Origin of the sequence: Pseudomonas fluorescens (genome assembly GCF_019212185.1) — a bacterium.
GTDB lineage: Bacteria > Pseudomonadota > Gammaproteobacteria > Pseudomonadales > Pseudomonadaceae > Aquipseudomonas.
The window spans coordinates 6,308,691-6,332,777 of the sequence record NZ_CP078138.1; the positions used below are offsets into that span (position 1 = coordinate 6,308,691).

The 24,087-nt window shown below is 61.2% G+C and carries 26 protein-coding genes and 1 pseudogene; 12 read left to right on the forward strand and 15 right to left on the reverse strand.

Going from position 1 to position 24,087, the window contains the following annotated elements; all coding sequences use genetic code 11:
- Positions 1–84: 84 nt before the first annotated feature.
- Together KW062_RS28600 and abc-f are read right to left on the reverse strand one after the other, a co-directional pair.
- The gene (locus tag KW062_RS28600; RefSeq protein ID WP_105753731.1) at positions 85–666 is read right to left on the reverse strand and encodes a mechanosensitive ion channel family protein; all 582 of its coding nucleotides are present in this window, start codon (positions 664–666) and stop codon (positions 85–87) included.
- A complete protein-coding gene (gene abc-f, locus KW062_RS28605) occupies positions 666–2,576 on the reverse strand; it encodes a ribosomal protection-like ABC-F family protein (RefSeq protein ID WP_105753595.1) in 1,911 nt (636 codons plus the stop codon). The genes KW062_RS28600 and abc-f overlap by 1 nt, the downstream gene beginning before the upstream one ends.
- A gap of 50 nt (positions 2,577–2,626) precedes the next feature.
- On the opposite strand from abc-f, the gene KW062_RS28610 reads away from it, so the two are divergent.
- Positions 2,627–3,091: a TIGR02444 family protein gene (locus KW062_RS28610; RefSeq protein ID WP_105753594.1), complete on the forward strand. Its 465-nt coding sequence runs from the start codon at positions 2,627–2,629 to the stop codon at positions 3,089–3,091.
- Here the strand turns inward: KW062_RS28610 and KW062_RS28615 are convergent.
- Positions 3,088–4,245, reverse strand: coding sequence for an AlgP family protein (locus tag KW062_RS28615; protein WP_105753593.1), 1,158 nt, complete (start codon positions 4,243–4,245; stop codon positions 3,088–3,090). The two genes, KW062_RS28610 and KW062_RS28615, sit on opposite strands and share 4 nt — an antisense overlap.
- A gap of 192 nt (positions 4,246–4,437) precedes the next feature.
- Between KW062_RS28615 and KW062_RS28620 the strand changes: the two genes are divergently transcribed.
- Complete coding sequence (locus tag KW062_RS28620) at positions 4,438–5,103, forward strand: FKBP-type peptidyl-prolyl cis-trans isomerase (protein WP_105753592.1); 666 nt, start codon at positions 4,438–4,440, stop codon at positions 5,101–5,103.
- Positions 5,104–5,163: 60 nt separating this feature from the next.
- Here the strand turns inward: KW062_RS28620 and KW062_RS28625 are convergent, their stop codons facing one another.
- From KW062_RS28625 to KW062_RS29360, 8 genes and pseudogenes are all read right to left on the reverse strand, one after another.
- Complete coding sequence (locus tag KW062_RS28625) at positions 5,164–5,622, reverse strand: Rsd/AlgQ family anti-sigma factor (protein WP_027616868.1); 459 nt, start codon at positions 5,620–5,622, stop codon at positions 5,164–5,166.
- 176 nt (positions 5,623–5,798) lie between these two features.
- Positions 5,799–6,350: a disulfide bond formation protein B gene (locus KW062_RS28630; RefSeq protein WP_105753591.1), complete on the reverse strand. Its 552-nt coding sequence runs from the start codon at positions 6,348–6,350 to the stop codon at positions 5,799–5,801.
- Between the two features lie 231 nt (positions 6,351–6,581).
- A complete protein-coding gene (locus KW062_RS28635; RefSeq protein WP_027616866.1) occupies positions 6,582–7,820 on the reverse strand; it encodes a heme biosynthesis protein HemY in 1,239 nt (412 codons plus the stop codon).
- The gene (locus KW062_RS28640; protein WP_027616865.1) at positions 7,817–8,953 is read right to left on the reverse strand and encodes a uroporphyrinogen-III C-methyltransferase; all 1,137 of its coding nucleotides are present in this window, start codon (positions 8,951–8,953) and stop codon (positions 7,817–7,819) included. Before KW062_RS28640 ends, KW062_RS28635 begins: the two co-directional genes overlap by 4 nt.
- 16 nt (positions 8,954–8,969) lie before the next feature.
- A complete protein-coding gene (locus KW062_RS28645) occupies positions 8,970–9,734 on the reverse strand; it encodes a uroporphyrinogen-III synthase (RefSeq protein ID WP_105753590.1) in 765 nt (254 codons plus the stop codon).
- Positions 9,731–10,672, reverse strand: a complete 942-nt coding sequence (gene hemC / locus KW062_RS28650; protein ID WP_105753589.1) for a hydroxymethylbilane synthase — start codon at positions 10,670–10,672, stop codon at positions 9,731–9,733. Before hemC ends, KW062_RS28645 begins: the two co-directional genes overlap by 4 nt.
- Positions 10,673–10,810: 138 nt before the next feature.
- Complete coding sequence (locus KW062_RS28655; protein WP_105753588.1) at positions 10,811–11,557, reverse strand: LytR/AlgR family response regulator transcription factor; 747 nt, start codon at positions 11,555–11,557, stop codon at positions 10,811–10,813.
- A pseudogene (locus KW062_RS29360) lies at positions 11,554–11,691 on the reverse strand (sensor histidine kinase); the annotation flags it as partial. The gene KW062_RS28655 and the pseudogene KW062_RS29360, both read right to left, overlap by 4 nt.
- Positions 11,692–12,037: 346 nt before the next feature.
- On the opposite strand from KW062_RS29360, the gene argH reads away from it, so the two are divergent.
- Entirely contained in the window at positions 12,038–13,432 is a 1,395-nt protein-coding gene (argH, locus tag KW062_RS28665) for an argininosuccinate lyase (protein ID WP_105753587.1), read from the forward strand.
- Positions 13,433–13,538: 106 nt separating this feature from the next.
- On the opposite strand, the gene KW062_RS28670 is transcribed toward argH, so the two are convergent.
- Entirely contained in the window at positions 13,539–14,198 is a 660-nt protein-coding gene (locus KW062_RS28670) for a glutathione S-transferase family protein (RefSeq protein ID WP_105753586.1), read from the reverse strand.
- A gap of 123 nt (positions 14,199–14,321) precedes the next feature.
- Between KW062_RS28670 and KW062_RS28675 the strand changes: the two genes are divergently transcribed.
- From KW062_RS28675 to KW062_RS28685, 3 genes are all read left to right on the forward strand, one after another.
- Positions 14,322–14,606, forward strand: coding sequence for a hypothetical protein (locus tag KW062_RS28675; protein ID WP_105753585.1), 285 nt, complete (start codon positions 14,322–14,324; stop codon positions 14,604–14,606).
- 160 nt (positions 14,607–14,766) lie between these two features.
- Positions 14,767–15,012, forward strand: a complete 246-nt coding sequence (locus KW062_RS28680) for a TIGR02647 family protein (RefSeq protein WP_027616858.1) — start codon at positions 14,767–14,769, stop codon at positions 15,010–15,012.
- A 183-nt stretch (positions 15,013–15,195) separates the two neighbouring features.
- Positions 15,196–18,045 carry a class I adenylate cyclase gene (locus KW062_RS28685; RefSeq protein ID WP_105753584.1) on the forward strand — a complete coding sequence of 950 codons (2,850 nt, stop codon included), beginning with the start codon at positions 15,196–15,198 and terminating at the stop codon, positions 18,043–18,045.
- Positions 18,046–18,052: 7 nt separating this feature from the next.
- Here KW062_RS28685 and rnk read toward each other — a convergent pair whose 3' ends face one another.
- From rnk to cyaY, 3 genes are all read right to left on the reverse strand, one after another.
- Positions 18,053–18,463, reverse strand: coding sequence for a nucleoside diphosphate kinase regulator (gene rnk / locus KW062_RS28690; RefSeq protein ID WP_105753583.1), 411 nt, complete (start codon positions 18,461–18,463; stop codon positions 18,053–18,055).
- A gap of 143 nt (positions 18,464–18,606) precedes the next feature.
- A complete protein-coding gene (locus tag KW062_RS28695) occupies positions 18,607–18,825 on the reverse strand; it encodes a DUF1289 domain-containing protein (RefSeq protein WP_105753730.1) in 219 nt (72 codons plus the stop codon).
- Positions 18,826–18,829: 4 nt separating this feature from the next.
- Positions 18,830–19,162 (reverse strand): iron donor protein CyaY, encoded by a 333-nt coding sequence (cyaY, locus tag KW062_RS28700; RefSeq protein WP_105753582.1) that lies wholly within the window; start codon positions 19,160–19,162, stop codon positions 18,830–18,832.
- Positions 19,163–19,401: 239 nt separating this feature from the next.
- Here cyaY and lptM point away from each other — a divergent pair, with 239 nt between their 5' ends.
- From lptM to KW062_RS28730, 6 genes are read left to right on the forward strand one after another with little or no spacing between them, the layout of a single operon-like run.
- Positions 19,402–19,584: an LPS translocon maturation chaperone LptM gene (gene lptM / locus KW062_RS28705; RefSeq protein WP_105753581.1), complete on the forward strand. Its 183-nt coding sequence runs from the start codon at positions 19,402–19,404 to the stop codon at positions 19,582–19,584.
- A 9-nt stretch (positions 19,585–19,593) separates the two neighbouring features.
- The gene (gene lysA, locus KW062_RS28710; protein ID WP_105753580.1) at positions 19,594–20,841 is read left to right on the forward strand and encodes a diaminopimelate decarboxylase; all 1,248 of its coding nucleotides are present in this window, start codon (positions 19,594–19,596) and stop codon (positions 20,839–20,841) included.
- Positions 20,842–20,845: 4 nt separating this feature from the next.
- On the forward strand, positions 20,846–21,676 hold the full coding sequence (gene dapF / locus KW062_RS28715; RefSeq protein ID WP_027616851.1) for a diaminopimelate epimerase: 831 nt from the start codon (positions 20,846–20,848) through the stop codon (positions 21,674–21,676).
- Positions 21,677–21,689: 13 nt separating this feature from the next.
- Positions 21,690–22,415 (forward strand): DUF484 family protein, encoded by a 726-nt coding sequence (locus KW062_RS28720; protein WP_027616850.1) that lies wholly within the window; start codon positions 21,690–21,692, stop codon positions 22,413–22,415.
- A 2-nt stretch (positions 22,416–22,417) separates the two neighbouring features.
- Positions 22,418–23,317, forward strand: a complete 900-nt coding sequence (gene xerC / locus KW062_RS28725; protein ID WP_027616849.1) for a tyrosine recombinase XerC — start codon at positions 22,418–22,420, stop codon at positions 23,315–23,317.
- On the forward strand, positions 23,314–24,021 hold the full coding sequence (locus tag KW062_RS28730) for an HAD family hydrolase (protein ID WP_027616848.1): 708 nt from the start codon (positions 23,314–23,316) through the stop codon (positions 24,019–24,021). Before xerC ends, KW062_RS28730 begins: the two co-directional genes overlap by 4 nt.
- Positions 24,022–24,087 lie beyond the last annotated feature (66 nt).

Below are 24,087 nucleotides of genomic sequence, written 5' to 3' on the forward strand. Positions count from 1 at the left end.
TCTAAGCTAATGCGCCAGCCGGCGAATGACTATCGATTTTTTACCGGAAATGTCCGCTGCCGACCAGCGACAGCGGGCGTGCGACTACTTCTCGAAGCCGCTGGACGGCAATACGTCGCTGCCGCGCCAGCGCCGGACCGAGCGCTGGAAGAACAGGCTGTTGGGCACTTGCACCATGGCGCTGCCGGTGCCGAGCTCTTGCGCCTCGATCAGTGTGGTGTACAGCAGGTTGATCGCGACCACCCGGCCTTTGACGCCGGGCTTGTCGGTGGTGTCCACCAACTCGACCACATCACCCAGGCGAAAGGGCCCGACGGTGAAGATCAGGATTGCGCACAGCAGGTTGGACAGCACGCTCCACATGGCGAAAAACGCCACGGCCGCAACCGCGACGAAACCCGAGAGCGCGGTCCACAGCACCGTCGCTGAAACGCCGAGGCGCTCCAGGACAAAGATCAACGCGCTGCCCATGATCAGCCAGCGCAGACCACCACGCAGCGGCATCAGCAACTGCGGCGGAAACGGATAACGCTCACCCAGACGGGTCAGCCCCTTGGCTACGAAGCGCTGCGCCAGGTAGCCCGCCAGCAGAATCAGGAGGATTTGCAGGCCAAGCCACAGCGGCTCGATCCACACCGCCGGCAAGGGCACCTTGAACGCCTCGATCACGACAGCGCCTCCAGCTCCGCCTGCATGCTTTCCAGCAGTTCCAGCGCTTCCATCCAGGCTTCTTCAAGCTCCGCTTCGCGGACCTTCAAGCGGGCCTGTTCGGCCAGCAGGTCACGCAATTCATTCTTGCGCGCCGACTCGTAGATATCGCTGTCACCCAGGCTTGCATCGACTTTCGCCAACTTCTCGTGGAGCTTGCCCAATTCGGCTTCGAGCTTGTCGGCCTCTCGCTTGTGCGGTGCCAGTTGCTGACGCAACGCAGCCGCGGCCTGGCGCTGGGCCTTCTTGTCAGTCTTGTCCGGATTGACCGGCGTCGTGCTCACCGGCGCATTGCGCTGACGATACTCGACCAGCCAACGGGCGTAGTCTTCCAGGTCGCCGTCGAACTCTTCGACCTTGCCGTCGGCCACCAGGAAAAAGTTGTCAGTGGTGCTCTTGAGCAGATGACGGTCGTGGGAGACCACCAGAACCGCGCCACTGAATTCCTGCAGGGCCATGGTCAGCGCCAGGCGCATTTCCAAGTCCAGGTGGTTGGTCGGTTCGTCGAGCAACAGCAGGTTAGGCCGTTCCCAGGCGATCAGTGCCAGCGCCAGGCGGGCCTTTTCACCACCGGAGAAGTTCAGCACCGGTTCGTCGATTCGCGCACCGCGGAAGTCGAAGCCACCAAGAAAGTCGCGCAGAGTCTGTTCGCGCTCGGTCGGCGCCAGGCGCTGCAGGTGCAGCAAGGGGCTGGCCTTGGCGTCCAGCGAGTCCAACTGGTGCTGGGCAAAGTAGCCGACCACCGTGTTCTCGCCACGGGTCAGGCGCCCGGCCAGCGGTGACAGTTCGCCGGCGAGGTTCTTGATCAGGGTCGACTTGCCGGCACCGTTGGGGCCGAGCAGGCCGATCCGCGCGCCGGGGGTCAACTGCAGTTTGACCTTCTCCAGGATGGTCTTGTCGCCGTAACCCAGGCGGGCATCGGACAGGTCAATCAAGGGGCTGGAGATCTTCGTCGACTCGCGGAAGACGAAGTCGAACGGCGAATCGACGTGAGCCGCCGACAGTTCCTCCATCCGCTCCAACGCCTTGATCCGGCTCTGGGCCTGACGGGCCTTGGTGGCCTGGGCCTTGAACCGGGCGATGTAGCTTTCCATGTGCGCCCGTTGCGCCTGCTGCTTCTCGTAGGCCTGTTGCTGCTGAGCCAGACGCTCGGCACGGGCCCGTTCAAACGCCGTGTAGCCACCGCGGTACAGGGTGATCTTGCGCTGATCGACGTGGGCCACATGATCGACCACGGCGTCGAGGAAGTCGCGGTCGTGAGAAATCAGCAGCAGGGTGCCGGGGTAGCTCTTGAGCCACTCTTCCAGCCAGATGATGGCGTCGAGGTCCAAGTGGTTGGTCGGTTCGTCAAGCAGCAACAAGTCCGACGGACACATCAAGGCCTGCGCCAGGTTCAGACGCATCCGCCAGCCACCGGAGAAATCTCCGACGCGACGATCCGTCTGTTCGTTGGTGAAGCCCAGCCCCGCCAGCAGCTTGCGCGCGCGCGCATCGGCGGTGTAGCCGTCGGCACTGTCGAGCTCGGCGTGCAGGCGCGCCTGGGCGGCACCATCGTGGGCAGCTTCGGCGGCGGCGAGGTCGCGCTGGACCTCGCGCAGGCGCAGGTCACCATCGAGCACGTAGTCGACCGCCAGGCGATCCAGCGTATCGACCTCCTGGCGCATGTGGGCGATACGCCAATCTGCCGGCAGGAAGCAGTCGCCCGAGTCCGGGTGCAGTTCACCTCGAAGCAAGGCAAACAGGCTCGATTTGCCGGCGCCATTGGCACCGATCAGGCCGGCTTTGTGGCCGGCGTGCAGGGTCAGCTCGGCGTCTTCTAGCAGACGTTGCGGGCCACGCTGTAAAGTCAGGTTCTGAAGTCGAATCATAATGGCGGCGGAGTCTACCAGCTTCGCTCGCAACTGGCGCGAGTAGCACTATGTCCTCTGACCTGTGGAGCTTTTCCCTCGACACCTATGCAAGGCCGGGCATCGAGCCCATTTGCCTGCGACTGCAGGATACCGGCGCCAATGTTTGCCTGTTGTTGTGTGCGGCCTGGCTGGGCGAGCGCGGCGTCGCCTGCACTGCGCAGCGATTGCAACAACTGGTGCAAGTGGCACAGCCTTGGTACACCGATGTGATCCAGCCCCTTCGTGAATTGCGCAGGCAATGGAAAGTAGCGGCCGTGACGGATGCCTCGATCAGCGCCCTGCGCGCGCAAATCAAAACCCTGGAGCTGGAAGCGGAGAAACAGTTGTTGGTGCGCCTGGAGAATTCGGCGCGGAAATGGCCAACGGGTCAGAGAAATGACCTGATCTTATGGCTGGAAGGTACGGCGGCGGACGCCGCCAACCTTGATCGCGACGCGCTGCATCAGCTGCGCGTCGCGTTGACCGAGGCTTAGGAAGCGCTTGTCGGTGTGCTGGTGGCGCTGGCGGCCGGTGCAGGCGAGGCAGCTGGAGCGCTGGCGGCCGACGCCGAGGCTGGCGCTGGTGCAGGCGAAGTCGCTGGTGCTGGAGCCGCTGGCTTGGCGGCGACAGGTGCGGCTGCCGGTTTGGCTGCAGCCGGTTTAGCGGCGGCGGGCTTTTTCACTGCTGGTTTTGCAGTTGGTTTAGCTGCAGGTTTAGCGGCGGCTGGCTTCGCAACAGCGGGTTTGGCTGCGGGTTTCGCAGCACTGGCAGCAGCAGGCTTGGCGGCTGGTTTCGCAGCGCTGGCAGCGGCAGGCTTCACAGCCGGTTTAGCCGCTGGCTTGGCGGCAGCCTTGGCCGGAGCTTTGGCAGCAACAGCCTTGGCTACTGGCTTGGCAGCCGGTTTCGCAGCAGCGGTTTTAGCCGCGGGCTTAGCCGCTGCAGTCTTGGCTGCGGGTTTGGCGGCGGCAGTTTTCGCCACAGGCTTGGCGGCGGCTTTTGCAGGCGCCTTGGCAGCAACCGGTTTGGCGGCGGCCGTCCTGGCAGCAGGTTTGGCTGCAGCGGCTTTGGCCGGTGCCTTGGCTACAGGCTTGGCTGCAGCGGCTTTAGCCGGTGCCTTGGCTGCAGGCTTGGCTGCAGCGGCTTTAGCCGGTGCCTTGGCTGCAGGCTTGGCGGCGGTTTTGGCAGGCGCCTTGGCGGCTGGTTTGGCAGCCGGTTTTTTTGCCGCAGCGGCAGTTGCAGGCTTGGCCGCGCGCAGGGTCAATGCCTTGCCAACTGCCTCTTTAACCCGACCCACACCCTGGGCCAGTTTCAAGCTTTCCTGAGCATCGCGCTTGAGTTGCAGAATGTAGTTGCGAGTATCGGATTGACGCTTCTGGAGGGCATCGAGCAGGTCTTCCAGCTCCTTGACCGCACCCTTGGCCTTGGCCTGCGCCTTGGCTTTTCCGGACGTAGCGGCGTCCTGCAATTTGGTGCGGGACTTGTGCAGTTTTTCCTGTGCTTTAACGCGTTGCTTTTCCAGTTTGGCGAGCAGTTTTTCAGCATCAGCCAAGGCTTGCGAACAAGCAGTTTCCAAATGTTCGAGCAGGCTGCCCGAGAGCTGTTGGAGTAAATGCAACGGAGTATTTACAGGCTTCTTATTGGCCGACATGGTTTACCTCCTGGCTGACGTGAGTGCGGCTCATACTAGACCTCTGCTGCTACCGCCGCTAGGGCATGTTGACAGTATCGATTGCCATGGGTTGCACGAAACCGAAAATGTTCTGCCCCAAGCACAAAGCAGTTCTGCGAACTGCCCTTTCGCGCTGGCATAATCCTGCACATTCCAAGCCGGAGAACGCCCATGTCGCGTTTGCTTTTTTTACCTTTGTGCGTGGTTTTTTCGATGGCGCAGGCCGCAGAAAAAAATCCGCAGAATGACGCCCACGATCTTGCTTACAGCCTGGGTGCAAGCTTGGGTGAACGCTTGCGGCAGGAGGTTCCGGACTTGCAAATTCAGGCGTTGCTCGAAGGTCTGCAACAGGCTTATCAGGGCAAACCCCTGGCGCTTGATGATCGACGCATCGAGCAGCTTTTGGCTGCACATGAAGCGCGCATGGCCGAGCAGCCCAACCAACCGAAAAGTGAAATTGCGCTACAGGAAGAGCAGCGTTTTTTAACGACGGAAAAAGCCAGGCCCGGTGTCACGGTATTGGCCGACGGCATCCTGCTGACGAAGTGGGTGGCAGGTCATGGCGACACCGCCGGTGCCCATGGCAAGGTCCAGGTCCGCTACATCGGCAGGCTGCCTGATGGCAGCGTGTTCGACCAGAACGATCAGGCCCAATGGTTCAGTCTCGACAGTGTGATCCCTGGCTGGCGCACAGCGCTGAAGGACATGCCGGTGGGCGCGAAATGGCGGCTGGTCATCCCCTCTGCGCAGGCGTATGGCGCCGAGGGTGCAGGCGATCTCATTGCGCCCTTTACACCGCTGGTATTTGAAGTGGAGTTGTTGGACATCTCTGGCTGAGAATCCATAAACGAAAAACGGTGCGTCATGCGCACCGTTCCAGGGTCTTGTCGATCAGGCTCAGGCTTGTGCCGGAGCTTCTTCCTTGTGCGCCGTGTGCAGCACTTCGATCAGGCAGTCTTCGAGCTCGAAACGCTCATGCAGCAAGCCACCCAGTTCCTTGAATTTCTCGGCGACACACTTGCCTTCGTCGCACAGATCGTTGAACGCCAGCAGCTTTTCAGTGATGACATCGATGCGTGGGTAGAGGGTCTCGGCCAGCTCCAGACCACGCTTGTCGTTGAAGGCTTTTGCCTCACCGGTGAGCTGCTCGTAGATTTCGAAATGGCCCGCCGATACATAGTCGACCAGCACGCCACAGAACTCCAGCAATGGCTTTTGCTCTTTACTCAGGGTCTCAGGCTTGGAGCCGAGAGCATCATAGGCCCGAACCAGTTCGTGACGCTCCTGCAACCAGCGATCGATCAGCAGATGCACTCCACCCCAGCGTTCCTGAGCATTCTGACAACTTTCGAGCATGGTGATCTCTCTTCCCTTGTGGGTAATGCCGCCCTACTTACCGCAAGACTTGAGTATCAAGGTTCGGCCGGGCGAAGCACCGTCGAGCAACATAAATCCAATGACGCGTGCGGGCCAGATTATGCTCGCACGCCAACTGCTACAAGGTACGCAGGAGATAAAGTTCATACAAGTGTTTAATCGCCCTGTGGGCGGCAGTGCGACGACTCGTCGCTGGATGGGTGCTGAAAGGCGCTGCAGACCATCCGAAGGGTTTGATAGCCACTGAGGATCGACACCGAGACAAAAAACATCAGACTCCATTCGGCGATGCTCAGGTCAAACAGCGACCAGGAAATCCGCGCACAGTCCACAGTTCCCTCGAACATCAGTCGGAGCAGGCACACTAGTGGCATCTCTCTGGAAAACTCCTGGGCGTCCGGTGAGCATGCAATCAGTTGCGACACAGGATCGTTTTGCAGCACCACCTGGCGCCAGGCGATAGCCATGCCTGCGCTGGCGCTGATCAGGCTCGCCAGCCAATACAAACCACTGCCCAGGCGACGCGGACCATGCACCGCTGCGATCATGCACACGAGCATCAACAGCAGCAGGCACAGACGCTGCAACATGCACAGGCCACACGCTTTGAGTCCGACTGCATACTCCAGATAATACGAACCGCCCAACACCACGGCCGCCGCCAGGAAAGCCATGAAAAACAACGATCGTGAGCCGGCCAAGGACATGGCTTATCCGTAAAAGAAGAGACAGACAGTTACGGTAGAGGAAAGCGCTGCGGCCTTTCAAGGAGGGTCAGCGCCATGAATTCGACACGATCGTAGGGAAATGCCGACAGGTTTGACAGGAAAACGTGTAGTCCCTCGTAAGACTCTGCCTACGACATACACACTGAAGCAGATACGGCGCGTTTCAGGTAGCAGGTTCGCCCGTTCGGACGAGCCTGCATCCATGTAATCCTACACGCGAGCGGGAACGGGCAAGGGTGACGCCAGTAGGCGCTCATCCAGCAACCCCAGGCCTTCCTGAAAAAGCTGGTTGCTGCGCTCGGTGTCCCCCAGTTGAGCCAGCAATCGAGCAAGCTCGGCGCAAGCTTCGGGATTGCGCTGCAAGCGCAGGCTGCTTTCCAGATAGTCCCGCGCCTTGCCCCACAGACTGGTTTGCAGGCACAGCCGCCCAAGGGTCAACAACAGGCTTGGGTCGTTCGGATGATCCTTTAACCAAGCCTCGGCGGTTTGCAGCTGTCGCGCCGGATCACTGCCGCGCAGCAAACCGTACAAACGTGCCAGATGGCTATCGTAATGACGCTTGAGTGCGGTGCGCAGAACTTCCTCGGCTTCAACTTCGGCGCCCAATTGGCGCAACTGTTCGGCATACGCCAGCACCAACTGAGGTTCCTGGCGTTGAGCCGAGGTGAGCTGTTGCCAGGCGCGGTTGAGCGACTGCAGGCCGACCGCACCGCTATCGTCCCGATGCGCCGCGAGGCTGAGATTTTCACCCCAGGCCCGCCGCTCCAATTCTGCCAACTCACTGGCAGGCAGCGCCTTGTCCTTGCGCAATTCGGGCAACAAGCGAATCACTGACGACCAGTCACCGCGCTGCTGATGCAGGCGCTGCAACTGACGCAATACCTGCACGCTATGGGGATGACGCTCATGCATCGCTACCAGAGTGGTCAGGGCACCGTCGGTATCGCCACGGTCGGTCTGCAATTGCGCATGACTCAAGGCAATTGCCAACTCGGCCTGAGGCTGGCGCTCCAACGCTCGCTCCAGCAGGTTGTCGCACTCCTCGTAGCGCCCTTGCTCATTGGCCGCCCGGGCAGCCCCCAGGTAATACAGCAATGGTTGACGCTCGGCTTCGGCGGCGCGCTGCAGATGGCGCTGTGCGCTGGCCCAGCGACCTTCCGCGAGATCCAGCTGGCCATGTTCGATTGCCACCTGTACTCGCCGGCTGCGATTTCGATTGGACCACGGATTGACCACACCGCTGGAGACGGCCACCAACTCGATCAATGCTTTGACGCCCCACAGCACCAGCCAGATCACCGCCAGCAACAGCAAGGTGGCCCAGAGGCTCGACTCATAGCGAAAGGAGTTGTAGGCAATCAACACGTAACCGGCGTGCTGGGCGATCGCCAGGCCGAGGGCTCCGGCGGCTGCTATGACCAGAAACACAATGATGTAGAGGCGCTTCATTGGCGGGTCTCCGACGTGGCTCCGGCAGCCTTGGCAGCGGGCTTGACCGACTCCTCGGCATTCACGTTACGGCGTTCGAGGTAGCCCTGGACTGCGCTTAGTGTGGTCGCCAGATCCGGGGTGAGCACCGTGACAGGCTGCTGACTCAGTTCACCGATCTGCTCAAGCATGACTTTGCTTTGCGGGTTGTCCTGATTGAAGCTGCCCTTGAGCACGTCACGAGCTTCCGCCAGCGCCTGGGTGTAGACCGGCGCCTGCCCATTGAGCGCGGCCCACTGCGCTTGCTCGAGTGCCAGGCTCAACGCCAGGCGCACCTGGGTCAGGCTCTGGCCGGCGAGCAACGGACGAATATTCTTGTCGGCGCCGAAATCGATGCGGATGTAGCGCGAGATCTGATCCCACCATTGCGCCCAGCGACTGGCACCATCGCCATCGGCGGTCAGCCCCAGCAAGGACTCACCGCGATCGTGGTACTCCGGCGCCAGCTCGGTCAGTTCGGTGACCTGATCACGCAGCGCCCCCAGCTTGAGGAACAGCCCGGTGCGGTCGGGCTGCTCGGTACTGCGCAGAGCCGCCAGACTCTTGGCGATCTGCTCACGTGCAGCGAAAGAGCCCGGATCGTTTTGCTCACGGAGGATTTCGTCCGCCCCCTGGACCAGCGCCTGGGCGCTGCTGATGTCCTGCAGTGCCGAGAGGCGCAAGCTGGCTAGGCGCAACAAGTGCTCGGCTTCGGCCAGGCGCCAGTCCTTGCGGCTGGCGCCGAGCACCGTTTCCAGACGCTGATTGAGTCGTTGTTGGTCACCCTGCAACTGCGCGACCAGGCGGCGCCGCTCTTCCAGTTCTTCGGCTGCCGGCAATTGATCCAGGCGCGCCGACAGGCGTTGCTCGTTGAGTTTCAGACTCTGCGACTGGTCACTCAGCGCCTGCAACTGCCCCAATTGCTGCTGGGTGTTGGCGTGCAGCGTGCGCACCTGCCAGACACCCCAGCCGCCGACGGCAACGCCTGCGGCGCCTACCAGCAACGCCACAAGCGCCAGGCCATTGCCCCGGCGCGGTGCCGGGCTGTTTACGGGTTCAACCGGCACGTCGAGCGCGGGTTGCAGGTCATCTTTTGGCAAGGCTGTTTCGCTCACGTATCCATCCTTTGCATTAGAGAACGGGTCGGGTTTCCCGCAACGCCGTCAGCAAAGCCGTGGCACTGGCACCACGACAATCCACAACTAGTTTGGCGCCTGCCAATCGCGCCATCTCGGCGACCCTGGGGCTGGGAACGAACAACGGCAACCGCGCCAGCGCCGGCCAGGCTTCACCTGCCATTTGCCGCAGGTGCTCAAAACCCTGTCCACTGCTGACCACCAGGCCGTTCAAGCGTTCCGCCGCAATCCGCTCGGGCAAGACTCCGGACGCATAAGGCGGCAGGCTCCGCCGGTACACTTCCAGGTAATCGACACTAGCACCTTGCTCACGCAAACGCTCAGCCAGCAGTTCACGCCCGCCCTCCCCGCGCAGGATCAACACGCGCGCGTCGGGCCGGGAGATTGCCTGGCGCAATGACTCGATCGCCAGCAAGGCTTCGCTGTCGTCGCCTTGCGTCGGGAAACCCACCTGCAGCCCGTGCTCCTGGAGTACCTGCGCAGTCGCCGCGCCGACACTGAACCACTGCAGGTGCGGCAGCCGTGGCCATGCCGGTGCGATCAAGGCAAGCCCCATGCGGGCGGCCGGCTTGCTGACCACGATCACCGCGCAATAACGATCCAGGTGCTCGATCACTTTGCGCATTGTGGCAGAGGCCGAAACCGGCTCCATTTCCAAAAGCGGCAGGCTGCTGCTGAAAATCCCCTCTCGCGCCAAAAAAGCCGCCAGCGCCGCAGAGTCTTCCGTCGGGCGCGTTAGCAGCAAGCGCCAGCCTGTCACTCGTGCCCCGCCTCACCGTAGACCGCTTTCAGAATAGTGTCGGCCCCCTGGTTCAACAGATCTTCGGCGACTTTCACGCCCAAAGCTTCGGCATCGCCACGTGGGGCCCGAGCCTCGGCATTAAGCAAAAGAGTGCCATTCGGGTCACCTACAAGGCCACGCAGCCAGACCTGCTCACCCTCGAGCACGGCATAGCAGGCAATCGGCACCTGGCAGCCACCGTTGAGGTGCTTGTTCAGCGCGCGCTCGGCACTCACACGGGTCGCAGTGTCCTGATGATGCAGCGGCGCCAGCAGGGCGTGGATTTCACTGTCGGCACTGCGGCATTCGATACCCACCGCGCCCTGGCCACCGGCAGGCAGACTGTCGTCGACGCTGATCGAGGAGCTGATGCGATCTTCGAAGCCCAGGCGAATCAGCCCGGCAGCCGCAAGAATGATTGCGTCGTACTCACCCGCATCCAGTTTGGCCAGGCGAGTGTTGACGTTGCCACGCAGGAAGCGGATCTGCAGGTCCGGTCGGCGGCTCAGCAACTGGGTCTGGCGGCGCAAGCTGGAAGTACCCACCACACTGCCCTGGGGCAGCGCCTCAAGACTGGCGTAGGTATTGGAAACAAACGCGTCGCGCGGGTCTTCGCGCTCGCAGATGCAATACAAGCCCAGTCCTTGCGGGAAGTCCATGGGTACGTCTTTCATGGAGTGCACAGCGATGTCGGCTTCGTTTTCAAGCAGCGCGGTTTCCAACTCCTTGACGAACAGGCCTTTGCCACCGATTTTCGACAGGGGCGAGTCCAGCAGCTTGTCGCCGCGACTGACCATGGGCACTAGCGTCACGATCAGGCCGGGGTGAGCCTGCTCCAGACGAGCCTTGACGTATTCGGCCTGCCACAAGGCCAGGGCACTTTTGCGGGTAGCGATGCGGATTTCGCGAGGGGACATGGATCAATCCGTACTGAATAGATACGGCGGATAATAACAGCTCAGCCAAATTCGCTTTGACTTGTATCAGGGGCAACGTGGCCTCCCTGGCCTGACATGCCCGGAAAAGGGATCTGAAAACCGCGTGCGGCTCGCGGTTTAAAGCTGCTGCATCATCTTGCGCACGCCAGCGACATGGCGCCGACTGACAATCAGCGCATCACCGTTCAGACCTTTGAGAAACAGCTGGAAATGCCCGAGCGGAGTCCGTTGCAGACGCTCGATTCGCTCGCGCGCCACCAGCGCATTGCGGTGGATACGCACGAAGCGGTCGCCGAACTCGTCCTCCAGCGCCTTGAGCGGCTCGTCGAGCAGGACCTCGCCACCTTCATGGCGCAAGGTCACATACTTGTGATCGGCAATGAAATAGACGACCTGTGCCAATGGAATCAGCTCAATACCTTTGCGGGTTCGAGCACTGATGTGACTGCGCGGCCCGCTGCCGCTTTCCGCTGCTGGCCGGGTCAGGGCCGCGAGTTGCACGCGATTGGGGCGCTCGGCCTTTTTCAGGGCTTCGAGCAGCAGCTCGGCACGGACCGGCTTGACCAGATAGCCCATTGCACTGGCTTGCAGGGCCTCAATGGGAAATTCTTCCTGGGCGGCGCAGAACACCACCGCTGGCGGGGCCTCTCGTTCGCACAGGCGAGCGGCCACTTGTAACCCGTCGAGGCCAGGCATGCGCACATCAAGCAGCACGATATCGGGCTTCAGGCTGTCGATCAGGGTCAACGCCTCTTCGCCGTTCGTGGCGCTGGGCTCCAGGACGTTGTATCCCTCGAGCTCACTGACCATACGGCTCAGGCGCTCGCGGGCTTGGGGTTCGTCATCAACGATCAGGACATTCATATTGCGCTGGATTCCTGCGTGAGTCTCGCACAAGGATAGCGTAGACAGGTAAAGTGACATCCGTCACCGCGATCCACGCTAAGACTAGCGCGAGCGCCGAAAAGTGCCGCACGTCGGACAGCAATATTTATCAGTGTCGGTGTGGCAGCGTGAAAACTCAGTCCTGGCGAGTCAGTACTGCAGGGAATGTTGATAGCCACCATGTACACCCCCGCTCTTCAACTGTCGGCCTGGAGTCGGGCCGGCGCGCACCTGAAACGCACAATCACGCGGCCCCTATCGTCCAACTGTAGACGTTCGCCGTGCCAACCGTCGGCAATTGACAAATATCGTTGCGCATTCTCGGCGACAGCCCGTGCTGCAGGGCCGCGCAAAACAGCAAAAACCTGCTGACCAGTGTCACCGACACGATTGGCAACCCTGTTATTATCCGCCGCAGGTTTTCACGCCATTCTCCTTCAGCCGATCACGAGCGAATTCATGAGCACTGACAAGACCAATCAGTCCTGGGGCGGCCGCTTCAGTGAGCCCGTCGACGCCTTCGTCGCCCGCTTCACCGCCTCCGTCACTTTCGACCAGCGCCTGTATCGCCACGACATCATGGGCTCTATCGCCCATGCCACCATGCTGGCCAAGGTCGGTGTGCTGACCGATGCCGAGCGCGACAGCATCATCGAAGGCCTGAGCACCATCCAGGGCGAAATCGAGGCCGGCACCTTTGACTGGCGCATCGACCTGGAAGACGTGCACATGAACATCGAGGCGCGCCTGACCGACCGTATCGGCGTCACCGGTAAGAAGCTGCACACCGGTCGCAGCCGCAACGACCAGGTAGCCACCGACATTCGCCTGTGGCTGCGTGACGAGATCGACCTGATCCTCGCTGAAATCACCCGCCTGCAAAAAGGTCTGCTGGAACAGGCCGAGCGCGAGTCCGAGACCATCATGCCAGGCTTCACGCACCTGCAAACCGCCCAGCCGGTGACCTTCGGGCATCACATGCTGGCCTGGTTCGAGATGCTCAGCCGTGACTTTGAGCGTCTGGTCGACTGCCGCAAGCGCACCAACCGCATGCCCCTGGGCAGCGCCGCGCTGGCCGGCACCACTTACCCGATCGATCGTGAGCTGACCGCACAACTGCTGGGCTTCGACGCCGTCGGTGGCAACTCGCTGGATAACGTGTCCGATCGCGATTTCGCCATCGAGTTCTGCGCCGCCGCCAGCATCGCGATGATGCACCTGTCGCGCTTCTCCGAAGAGCTGGTGCTGTGGACCAGTGCGCAGTTCCAGTTCATTGATCTGCCGGATCGCTTCTGCACCGGCAGCTCGATCATGCCGCAAAAGAAAAACCCGGACGTGCCGGAGCTGGTACGCGGCAAGAGCGGCCGGGTGTTCGGCGCGCTGATGGGCCTGCTAACCCTGATGAAGGGCCAACCGTTGGCCTACAACAAGGACAACCAGGAAGACAAGGAGCCGCTGTTCGACGCCGCTGACACCCTGCGCGACTCGCTGCGGGCCTTTGCCGACATGATCCCGGCGATCAAGCCAAAGCACGCCATCATGCGTGAAGCGGCCTTGCGCGGTTTCTCCACCGCCACCGACCTGGCGGACTACCTGGTGCGTCGCGGCTTGCCATTCCGTGATTGCCACGAAATTGTCGGCCACGCGGTGAAATACGGCGTGGAGAGCGGCAAGGACCTCGCAGAGATGAGCCTGGAAGAACTGCGTCAATTCAGCGACCAGATCGAGCAGGACGTGTTTGCCGTGCTGACCCTGGAAGGCTCAGTGAACGCCCGCGACCACATAGGCGGCACCGCGCCGGCGCAGGTGAAGTCGGCGGTGGCACGCGGTCAGGCGTTGTTGGCCAGCCGATAAAACGTTCGCGGCGGTGTGACGATTCGACAAGCCCGCTCCCACAGATGCGATATCGACCTGTAGGAGCTGGCTTGCCAGCGAAAGCTATCCAAAAACCAGCCAAGCCCTATTTCTTGGCAGCAATCATCGCCAAAAACTCCGGCATCGCCGCATCCTTGTCTGCCCCAACCTTCTGCACATTCGGGTTCTGCTCCAGCCGCTCCAACAACCCCTTCGCCTGCGGCAACTCTGCCAGCACATCAATCCCGAATAACTTCTTCCCAACTCCATAAGCCAACGGCACGCTGTAGAGAAAATACAGATCCGCCAGGCTCAGGCTATCGCCCGCCACGTAGGGCGCAAATTTGCCGTGTCGACCCAGGGCTGCAAACCCCAGGAGCAGTTCATTTTTAGCTTTTTCCTTGATGGCGTCAGGCACAGTCCCACCAAAAAACGCCTCGCCATAACAGGCGCGCGCTGGCAGTTCGATGTACAGCTCGATTTCCTTGGCCAGCGCCAGCACCTGCGAGCGCTCGAACGGCTCGGTCGGCAGCAGCGGCTTGCCCGTCTGGCTACTCTCGATATAGTCGAGGATCACCGCCGTCTCGTTGACATACCCCTGATCGGTGCCCAGCACCGGTACCTTGCCCCTCGGACTGATCGCCAGCGATTCAGGCGATTGCGTCGGGTAGAACCTGACCTCTTCGAACGGCAGGCCTTTTTCCAGCAACGCCAGCTTGACCATGTTGTAGTAGTTGCTGACGGCGAATCCGTAAAGTTTGAGCATCACAAGCCTCCAGGCCGTGCGGGGTGGGCAGTGCCTGTTTATAGATCCCTCAGGCGGTTCTTGCCAGCAGCATCAGCGGGCTGAATACAGGTAAACTGGCGCTCTTTCCTTGAGGAGCCTGCCATGAGCGAGCCAACCGATATCGACAACGACGAAGAAGAGTTTGCCGAGACCACACTGGTCGAAGCGATCGAAAACCAGATCGAAAGCGACAACCCGCCCGCTGCGAAAGCGACATTCAACAAACTGACCCTGGTCGGTTACGAACATGACGACATTCTCAATCTGATGGCCCACGTCCTGGCCTACGAGATCGACGCCATGCTCGACGACGACCGCCCGTTCGACACCGAGTGGTACGAAACGGCCCTGCGCGCCCTGCCCGAATTGCCGCCGGAAAAACAATAAGCCGACGCTCCCGCGACTCGCACCTCGCGAAATACCGGGAGCGAGCCTGAGCGCACGGTTCATCTGCGACGAAATGCTCTCAGCCAACACTGGACAGCCACGCCGAGTGAGTTCACCTTAGGGGCGCTTGAGTCTTATTCCTAGAAAGTCTGGAGTCCTTATGTCGCTTACCCCTGAGTTGGTTGCCGAACTGGAAATCCTTGCACTCTTCAACCTGGACAGTTCCCAGGAAGGCCTGAAAATTCATCAGACCGCTGCCCCGAAAGCGATTGCCGCCGCACAACGCCTGTACGAAAAAGAATTGATCGACCAACCCGATGGCGGTTACCTGACCAGCCTGGGACGTGACGCAGCGCAGAATGTGCAGACTGTACTGACCATCCTTTCTGTCGAAGAAACCGCATAAAGCCATCTGAATCGCCCACGGAAACCCCTGTGACGGGATTTCCGCGGGCAGACTGTCGCCCGCTGGTAGAAATTTGACGCCAGGAACCAACAATCCGCTTAAAAGTCATGCCCACGAGGCTGTAGACTGGCTCCCGTCCCGAGACTTCCCTCGTTCGTTCACTGCGAGCCGGTTTAAGCTGACATGACCCGCACCCACGAAATCCGCCCCGACCTGGATGAGGGCATTGATCGCAAGGTTCTCGGACAGCTGCGCGCGCGCTTTCTCAAGCTCAACGAAGGTCGGCTGGCACGCACCCTGGAAGGTTTATCGCCACGCCAGCAGGTCGTGCTGAAGCTTCTTCCGCTGTTTTTCCACGTCAATCATCCCTTGCTGCCTGGATATGTCTCGAGCAGCACGCCCGCCGGACTATCAAACTTCGAGCCCGACACCGCGACCCTCGCCGAAGCTCAGCGGCTGACCCGCTCCTTCTCCTACAGAGCCCGTCACGGCAACCCGCCGCGCCCCATTCACGGCCTGTTTCTCATGGGCAGCCTCGGCACTCTGGCCCAGGCCGACCAGAGCGATATGGATGTTTGGGTTTGCCATGCCCCAGACCTCACCGACAGCGAACTCGCCGAACTGCGCAAGAAATGTCAGTTGCTCGAAGCCTGGGCCGCGAGCCAGGGGACTGAAGCGCATTTTTTCCTGATCGATGCGGAGCGCTTCGTCCGCGGCGAGCGCGACACTCAACTCAGCTCCGAAGACTGCGGCACCACCCAGCACTACCTGCTGCTGGACGAGTTTTACCGCACCGCAATCTGGCTGGCCGGGCGGACACCGATCTGGTGGCTGGTACCGGTGTACGAAGAAGCCGGCTACGAACTGTACACCCATACCCTGCTGTCCAAGCGTTTTATCCGCGCAGACGAAACCCTCGACCTCGGCCACTTGGCGCACATCCCGCCGGGGGAGTTCATTGGCGCCGGGCTTTGGCAGTTGTTCAAGGGCATCGAGTCGCCTTACAAGTCAGTGCTCAAACTGCTGTTGATCGAGGTCTACGCCAGCGAACACCCACATGTGGGATGCCTGAGTCTGCTCTTCAAGCAGGCGGTATTCGCCAATCACCTCGACCTTGACGAGCTGGACCCGTACATCATGGTCTACCGCCGCATCGAGGAATATCTCCTGACCAGGGGCGAGCCGGAGCGCCTGGAGCTGGTTCGACGCGCCCTGTACCTCAAGGTCAACCGCAAGCTTACCGGCGTCGGCCGGCAACGCAGCAGCAGTTGGCAGCGCCAACTGCTCGAACGCCTGACCCGCGAATGGCACTGGGATCACCGGCAACTGGCAATGCTCGACAGCCGCAGCCAGTGGAAGGTCCGCCAGGTCAGCGCAGAACGTCGAGCGCTGGTCAGTGAACTCAACTACAGCTATCGCTTCCTGACGCAATTCGCCCGCAACGAGCAAAGCGCCAATCTGACCAACCAGCGTGACCTCAAAGTACTCGGGCGCAGGCTGTACGCGGCATTCGAGCGCAAAGCCGACAAAGTCGAAGTGATCAATCCGGGCATCGCCCCGGACCTGGCCGAGGACACCCTGACCCTGGTGCACTCCCGCGATAAAAACGAGCCAGGGCAAAGCCATTGGGGCTTGTACAACGGCAGCCTGAGCAAGATGGAGTGGGAGCATTTCTCGCCCATCAAGCGCAGCCGGCACCTGCTGGAACTGCTCACCTGGAGCCATCGCAACGGCGTGATCGACAGCAGCACACGCCTGGCGCTGCACCCCGGTGACAGCGATCTCAGTGAATTCGAACTGTTCAACCTGCTGGGCAGCCTGCAACAAAGCATCACACTCCCCTTGCCGATGGTGGATGAAGAGCCGCTGTTGCGCGCCAGCGTCCCCGGCGAAGTGCTGATCCTGGTCAACGTCGGCATCGACCCGCTCAAACAGCATCGCGAATTGAATATCCTGATGACCACCGAGCGTACGGACTCGTTGAGCTATGCCGGCGTGCGCGAAAACCTGGTGCTGACCCTTGACCGGGTTACGCTGAACAGCTGGAACGAGGTGCTGGTCAGCCGCCACGACGGACCACATGCCCTGCTCGACTGCCTGCGTGACTACCTGAACGAGCTGCCACAGGACGCCCGACAGCCGCAGCTCCGGGTGCGATGCTTCTGCCACAATCGGGCGCCGTTCATTGCCCAGCGGGTGGAAGAGATATTCGATACCGCGCAGAACCTGCTGCTCAGCGGGCTCAATCATCGCTACCTGATTCAGGTTCAGCAGCGTTACCACGTACTGGAGCTGGTGCCGGGACAGGTCAGGCACGTCGCCCTGGCCAACCTGCCGGCGCTACTGGACTACCTGGGCAAGGAGCAAAAGCAATACAGCCCCCTGCACTTGGACCCGATGGCCCTCGAAGATGAGGACCTTGCGCTGATCCTGCCCATGGGGCTGCCGGACTGCATCCAGGTGTTCTATCGCCTCTTCGACGCTTCAGCAGAACTGTATGTGCTGGATGAGTTCAACACGCTGTGGCAACAGCGCCAGCCGTTTCACGACGAAACCAGCCTGCTGCTGCCTTTACAGCGCTTCCTGCAATCGATTCTGTACCGCCGCGAGGCATTGATGCCGCTGGAGTCCAGCCAATCAACCGCAGTTCCAGACGTGCTGTACTACCAATTGCTGGCCTCGGGCAGCGGTCGGGCGCGCCGGGTAGAACCGCGAGCGGCACCGCAGAGCGCTGCGAAAAAACCGTTCTATGAGGTCCAGGCGATTATCGGTAAAGCGGCCCCCACGAAGGTGCAGGTCACCCTGTATTGCAATCAACAAGAGTTCAGCGAAGTGGAGCACGGCGACGCGTTGTTTGCCGTGGTCGCGCAGGCAATTGTCGAGCAGCGTTGTGAGGTCCAACCCTATCGGTGCTACATCACCGACCTCGACCTGTCCGGCCTGCCCGGTGACGGGCAAGGCTCAAGTCAGCTTTATCTGCGATACAAGGCAGACCTGGAGCGCGCGTTGAACAAGGCGCTCGAACAGGTTTAGCGCCCGATCACTCTGGAAAAGCGCCACCGTTGGCCGGCTGACTTTCCACTTCGAGCAGGGTCAGTTTCAGGGTCTTGCCAGCCGGTGCCGGCCAGTCGATGTGCTGGCCGACTTTCAGGCCCAGCAAGGCGCTGCCCACGGGCGCAAGAATGGAAATCTTGCCTTCGTCGGCGTTGGCATCCTTGGGATAAACCAGGGTCAGGTGATAATCCTTGCCGCTACTCTCTTCACGGCAATGCACCCGCGAATTCATGGTGACGACATCGGCAGGCACCTCATCGTGACCGACCAGCGTCTCGGCGCGATCCAGTTCGGTTTGCAGCGCAATCACGCCCGGGTGCTTTTCATCCAGGCCGTCAATCAGGCGTTCCAGACGCTGTACGTCCAGACGGGTAAGGGTGATGGAAGGTGCGGTCATGATTCAGGCAGACTCCTTTCTTCTGCACGAAAAAAGCAAAACCCCGCCAAAAAATAGGCGGGGTTTTCACGCGCCTCGATGAGTTGAGGCGTAACCGGACACTATCACAGCTCAAAAAATATACAAGCCATGGTCGGGCAGACTCAGCTCGCACTTCGGCGTTGCGCCGCCTGCTGGCAAATCACCCGACGTCGCTGGTCATCAGCAGAACGCCACTCGCGAATGTCTTCGACGTGGCGAAAGCAGCCGATGCAGACTTTCAGTTCGTCGAGTCGGCAGACACTGGTGCAGGGCGACGGCACGGCCGGGCTGACATTGCTGTACAGCGGCTTGGGCGGGCGAACCGGGGCGGTCTGAGTCACGACCTCAAAGGCCTTCGAATTCGAGGTCGACATCCGCCTGCTGCTTGACGATGCGCTCGAGCATTTCACCCAGTTGCTCTTCGCTCTTGTCGCACATCCAACGCTCGCTTTCTTCGTCGTAGTCGAAATGGAAGCCGCCGGATACGGCCGCCAACCACAGCTGGCGCAGCGGCTCCTGGCGACTGAAAATCAACTGGCTGCCGTTCTCAAACTTGACGGTCAACACGCCAGCCGAGCTTTCCAGGTCAATGTCCAGCTCGCTGTCGTCGAAAATATCCTCCAGTTTCTCCTGGGTAGCATCGACCAGATCGTGGAAACGGGCTTCAGTCAAACTCATTGCGGCAACCTCGAAAAGTGTCTACTTGCGCTCAAGCGCCGCAAGATACGGACGCGCCGGGGCGATTGCAAAGGATACCGTTCAAGCGCCGGAACCGCTTGCACAATAACCACCCGGGCCCCTCGGGATGATCAGCGGCGATGGACAAAGCCCCGCCGGACGGGTTGTCCGTCGCATAGGCAAGGTGCCGGGTGGCCGGTATACTCCGGCGCAATTAACGCATTTTCAAGGATTTCGCCATGAAGCGCCTGATCTCGTCCCTTGCTGCGCTCACTTCGCTCGTCGCTTTTACCTGCCTGTTATCGGCCTGCGGCCAGAAAGGTCCGTTGTATCTGCCTGACGACAGCAAGCCTGCAGATGAGCAGGCCAAGTCGTCGCAGGCGAAATCGCACGACCATAGCAACAGCAACAGCACCTACTAAGGGAACATCATGGACGCTTTTAACTACCGTGACGGTGAGCTGTTCGCGGAAGGTGTTGCCTTGTCCGCCATCGCCGAGCGCTTTGGCACGCCAACCTACGTCTACTCCCGTGCGCACATCGAGGCCCAGTACCTGGCCTATGCCGATGCGCTGGCAGGCACGCCGCACCTGATCTGCTTCGCGGTCAAGGCCAACTCCAACCTGGGTGTTCTGAATGTCCTGGCGCGTCTGGGCGCCGGTTTCGACATCGTCTCCCGTGGCGAGCTGGAGCGTGTACTGGCTGCAGGCGGCCAGGCTGACAAGATCGTGTTCTCCGGTGTCGGCAAGACCCGCGACGACATGCGCCGCGCCCTGGAAGTCGGCGTGCATTGCTTCAACGTCGAGTCCACCGACGAACTGGAACGCCTGCAAGTGGTCGCTGCCGAGCTGGGTGTTCGCGCGCCGATCTCCCTGCGGGTCAATCCGGACGTCGATGCCGGCACCCACCCGTACATTTCCACCGGTTTGAAAGAAAACAAGTTCGGCATCGCGATCGCCGATGCCGAAGACGTGTACATCCGTGCCGCCCAACTGCCCAACCTGGAAGTGGTCGGCGTCGATTGCCACATCGGCTCGCAACTGACCACTCTGCCACCGTTCATCGATGCCCTCGATCGCCTGCTGGGCTTGATCGATCGCCTGAGCGACTGCGGCATCTACCTGCGTCACATCGACCTCGGTGGCGGTCTGGGCGTGCGCTATCGCGATGAAGAGCCACCATTGGCTGGCGACTACATCAAGGCGGTTCGCGAGCGTATCGATGGTCGCGATCTGGCACTGGTGTTCGAGCCGGGCCGTTTTATCGTGGCCAATGCCGGCGTACTGTTGACCCAGGTCGAGTACCTCAAGCACACCGAACACAAGGATTTCGCCATCGTCGACGCGGCGATGAACGACCTGATCCGCCCGGCGCTGTACCAGGCCTGGATGGACGTCACTGCCGTGCGCCCGCGCGATAGCGCTGCACGTGCCTACGATGTCGTTGGTCCAATCTGCGAGACCGGCGATTTCCTCGCCAAGGACCGCCAACTGGCGCTCGAAGAAGGCGACCTGCTGGCCGTGCATTCGGCCGGTGCCTACGGGTTTGTCATGAGCTCCAACTACAACACCCGCGGCCGTAGTGCCGAGGTGCTGGTGGACGGTGATCAGGCATTTGAAGTGCGTCGCCGCGAGACGGTAGCCGAGTTGTTTGCTGGCGAAAGCCTGCTGCCGGAGTAACCCCATGCTGCTGCGTTTTACCAAGATGCACGGCCTGGGCAACGACTTCATGGTTCTCGACCTGGTCAGCCAGCACGCACACATTCTGCCCAAGCACGCCAAGCAATGGGGTGATCGGCACACCGGGATCGGCTTCGACCAGTTGCTGATCGTCGAGGCGCCGAGCAATCCGGACGTGGACTTCCGTTATCGGATCTTCAATTCCGACGGCTCCGAAGTCGAACAGTGCGGCAACGGCGCGCGCTGCTTTGCCCGATTCGTGCTGGACAAGCGCCTGACCGCCAAACGGCAGATTCGGGTCGAGACCAAAAGCGGGATCATCGAACTCGATGTACGCAATGACGGCCAGATCAGCGTCAATATGGGCGCACCGCGCCTGGTGCCGGCGGAAATTCCGTTCCAGGCCGAGGCGCAGGCTGTTAGCTATCCACTGGACGTCGATGGTCAGACCGTAGAGCTGGCGGCGGTATCCATGGGTAATCCCCATGCCGTGTTGCGCGTGAACGACATCAACAACGCACCGGTGCATGAACTGGGGCCGAAGATCGAACATCACCCGCGCTTCCCGGCGCGAGTCAATGTCGGTTTCCTCCAGGTCATCGACCGCCACCGCGCGCAATTGCGCGTCTGGGAGCGTGGCGCCGGGGAGACCCAAGCCTGCGGTACCGGTGCTTGCGCCGCGGCCGTGGCTGCGATCAGCCAGGGGTGGATGGATTCGCCGCTATTGATCGACCTGCCTGGCGGGCGCCTCTCCATTGAATGGGCAGGCCCTGGCCAACCGGTGCTGATGACCGGTCCGGCAGTGCGCGTATATGAAGGACAAGTGCGTCTTTGAGTGAGCCAAATCCATGACTGATCAGCCTCAGGTTCCAGCCCCACAGCCCGACGAATCCCCTTCCGAAAGCCTTGAGGCGGCGGCGATTGCCGCGTACCTGGAGGCTCATCCGGATTTCTTCGTCGAGCACGAAGAACTGCTCCCCGCCCTGCGCATTCCGCACCAGCGTGGCGACACCGTCTCGCTGGTGGAACGGCAGATGAAGATCCTCCGCGAGCGCAACATCGAAATGCGTCATCGCCTTTCGCAGTTGATGGACATCGCCCGCGACAACGATCGCCTGTTCGACAAAACCCGCCGCCTGATCCTCGCCTTGATGGATGCCAGCAGCCTCGACGATGTGGTCATGAGCGTCGAAGACAGCTTGCGCCAGGATTTCCAGGTGCCCTTTGTCAGCCTCATCCTGTTCAGCGACGAGCCGTTGCCGGTCGGTCGCTGGGTCAGCGCCAGCGAAGCACAGAAAGCCATCGGCGGTTTACTGGCCGAAGGCAAAAGCGTCAGTGGCAGCCTGCGTGAACATGAGTTGGACTTCCTGTTCGGCGAGGACCAACGCCAGCAGATCGGCTCCACCGCCGTGGTGGGTATCAGTCATCTGGGCCTGCATGGCGTGCTGGCGATCGCCAGCCGCGATCCACAACATTACAAAAGCTCGGTCGGCACCCTGTTTCTCAGCTACATCGCTGAAGTCATGGGGCGCGTATTGCCACGGGTCAACAGCACCCTGCGCTCGGTACGCTGACCATGGAACGACAACTGGACGCCTACTGCGAGCACTTGCGCAGTGAGCGTCAAGTGTCGCCCCATACGCTGCAAGCCTATCGTCGCGACTTGAACAAAGTCCTCGCGCACTGCGAAAAACAGCAGATCGACTCCTGGAGCGCGCTGGACATTCAGCGTCTGCGCAGCCTGGTCGCACGGCTACACGCCCAGGGCCAATCCTCACGGAGTCTGGCGCGGCTGCTCTCGGCGGTGCGCGGGCTTTACCATTATTTGAATCGCGAAGGTTTGTGCGATCACGATCCGGCCAACGGTCTCGCGCCGCCCAAGGGCGAACGGCGATTGCCCAAGACCCTCGACACCGACCGCGCCCTGCAACTGCTCGAGGGCGCAGTCGAGGATGACTTCCTGGCGCGCCGCGACCAGGCCATTCTTGAGCTGTTCTACTCCTCGGGCCTGCGCCTGTCGGAGTTGACCAGCCTCAATCTCGACCAACTCGACCTCGCCGATGGCCTGGTGCAAGTACTCGGCAAGGGCAGCAAGACCCGCGTGCTGCCAATCGGCAGTAAGGCGCGCGAGGCGCTTGAGGCGTGGCTGCCCCTGCGTGCACTGGCCAATCCGACAGACGATGCGGTTTTTATCGGCCAAAGAGGCCAGCGGCTGGGGCCGCGTGCAGTGCAGGCAAGGGTCAAGGCCGCCGGCGAGCGCGAGCTGGGGCAAAACCTGCACCCGCACATGCTCCGGCACTCTTTCGCCAGCCATGTGCTGGAGTCTTCCCAAGACCTGCGGGCCGTCCAGGAGCTGCTCGGTCACTCAGATATCAAGACCACGCAGATCTACACCCACCTGGACTTCCAGCACCTGGCCGCGGTCTACGACAATGCCCACCCACGGGCCAAACGCATCAAGGGCGACGAACAATGACCGTGCAACTGATCACCTTCGACCTCGACGACACCCTGTGGGATACCGCCCCGGTCATCGTCAGCGCGGAAGCCACCTTGCGTGAGTGGCTGGCCGAACATACACCGGTGCTCGGTGCCCTGCCGATCGAACATCTGCATGCGATTCGCGAGCGGGTACTGACGCGCGAGCCACAGCTCAAACACCGCATCAGCGCACTGCGTCGCCGAGTGTTGTTTCATGCACTGGAAGAAGCCGGCTACGCGCAGGTGCAGGCCAACGAATTGGCCGACCAGGCCTTTGAAGTGTTCCTGCACGCACGCCATCAACTGCAGATTTTCCCTGACGTGGCGCCAACTCTGGAAATCCTCGGCAACCACTACGCACTCGGCGTGGTCACCAACGGCAATGCCGACGTGCGCCGCCTGGGGCTGGCGGACTACTTCAAATTTGCCTTGTGCGCCGAAGACATCGGCATCGCCAAGCCCGATGCTCGACTGTTCCACGAGGCCCTTCAGCGCGGCGGTGCCACGCCAGGCACGGCCGTGCATATCGGCGATCATCCCGGCGACGACATTGCCGGGGCACAGCAGGCAGGATTGCGCGCGATCTGGTTCAACCCGACGGGCAAGATCTGGGAAGCGGATCGCTTGCCAGATGCGCAGATTCGCAGCCTGACCGAACTGCCGGCGTTGCTCGCCCGTTGGAACAGCGGCGCGGTCTGACCCGAGGTTTTGCTTGAGCCATGAAAAAGCCCGCAGCGACGGCGGGCTTTTTCAGCAAGCAAGGAG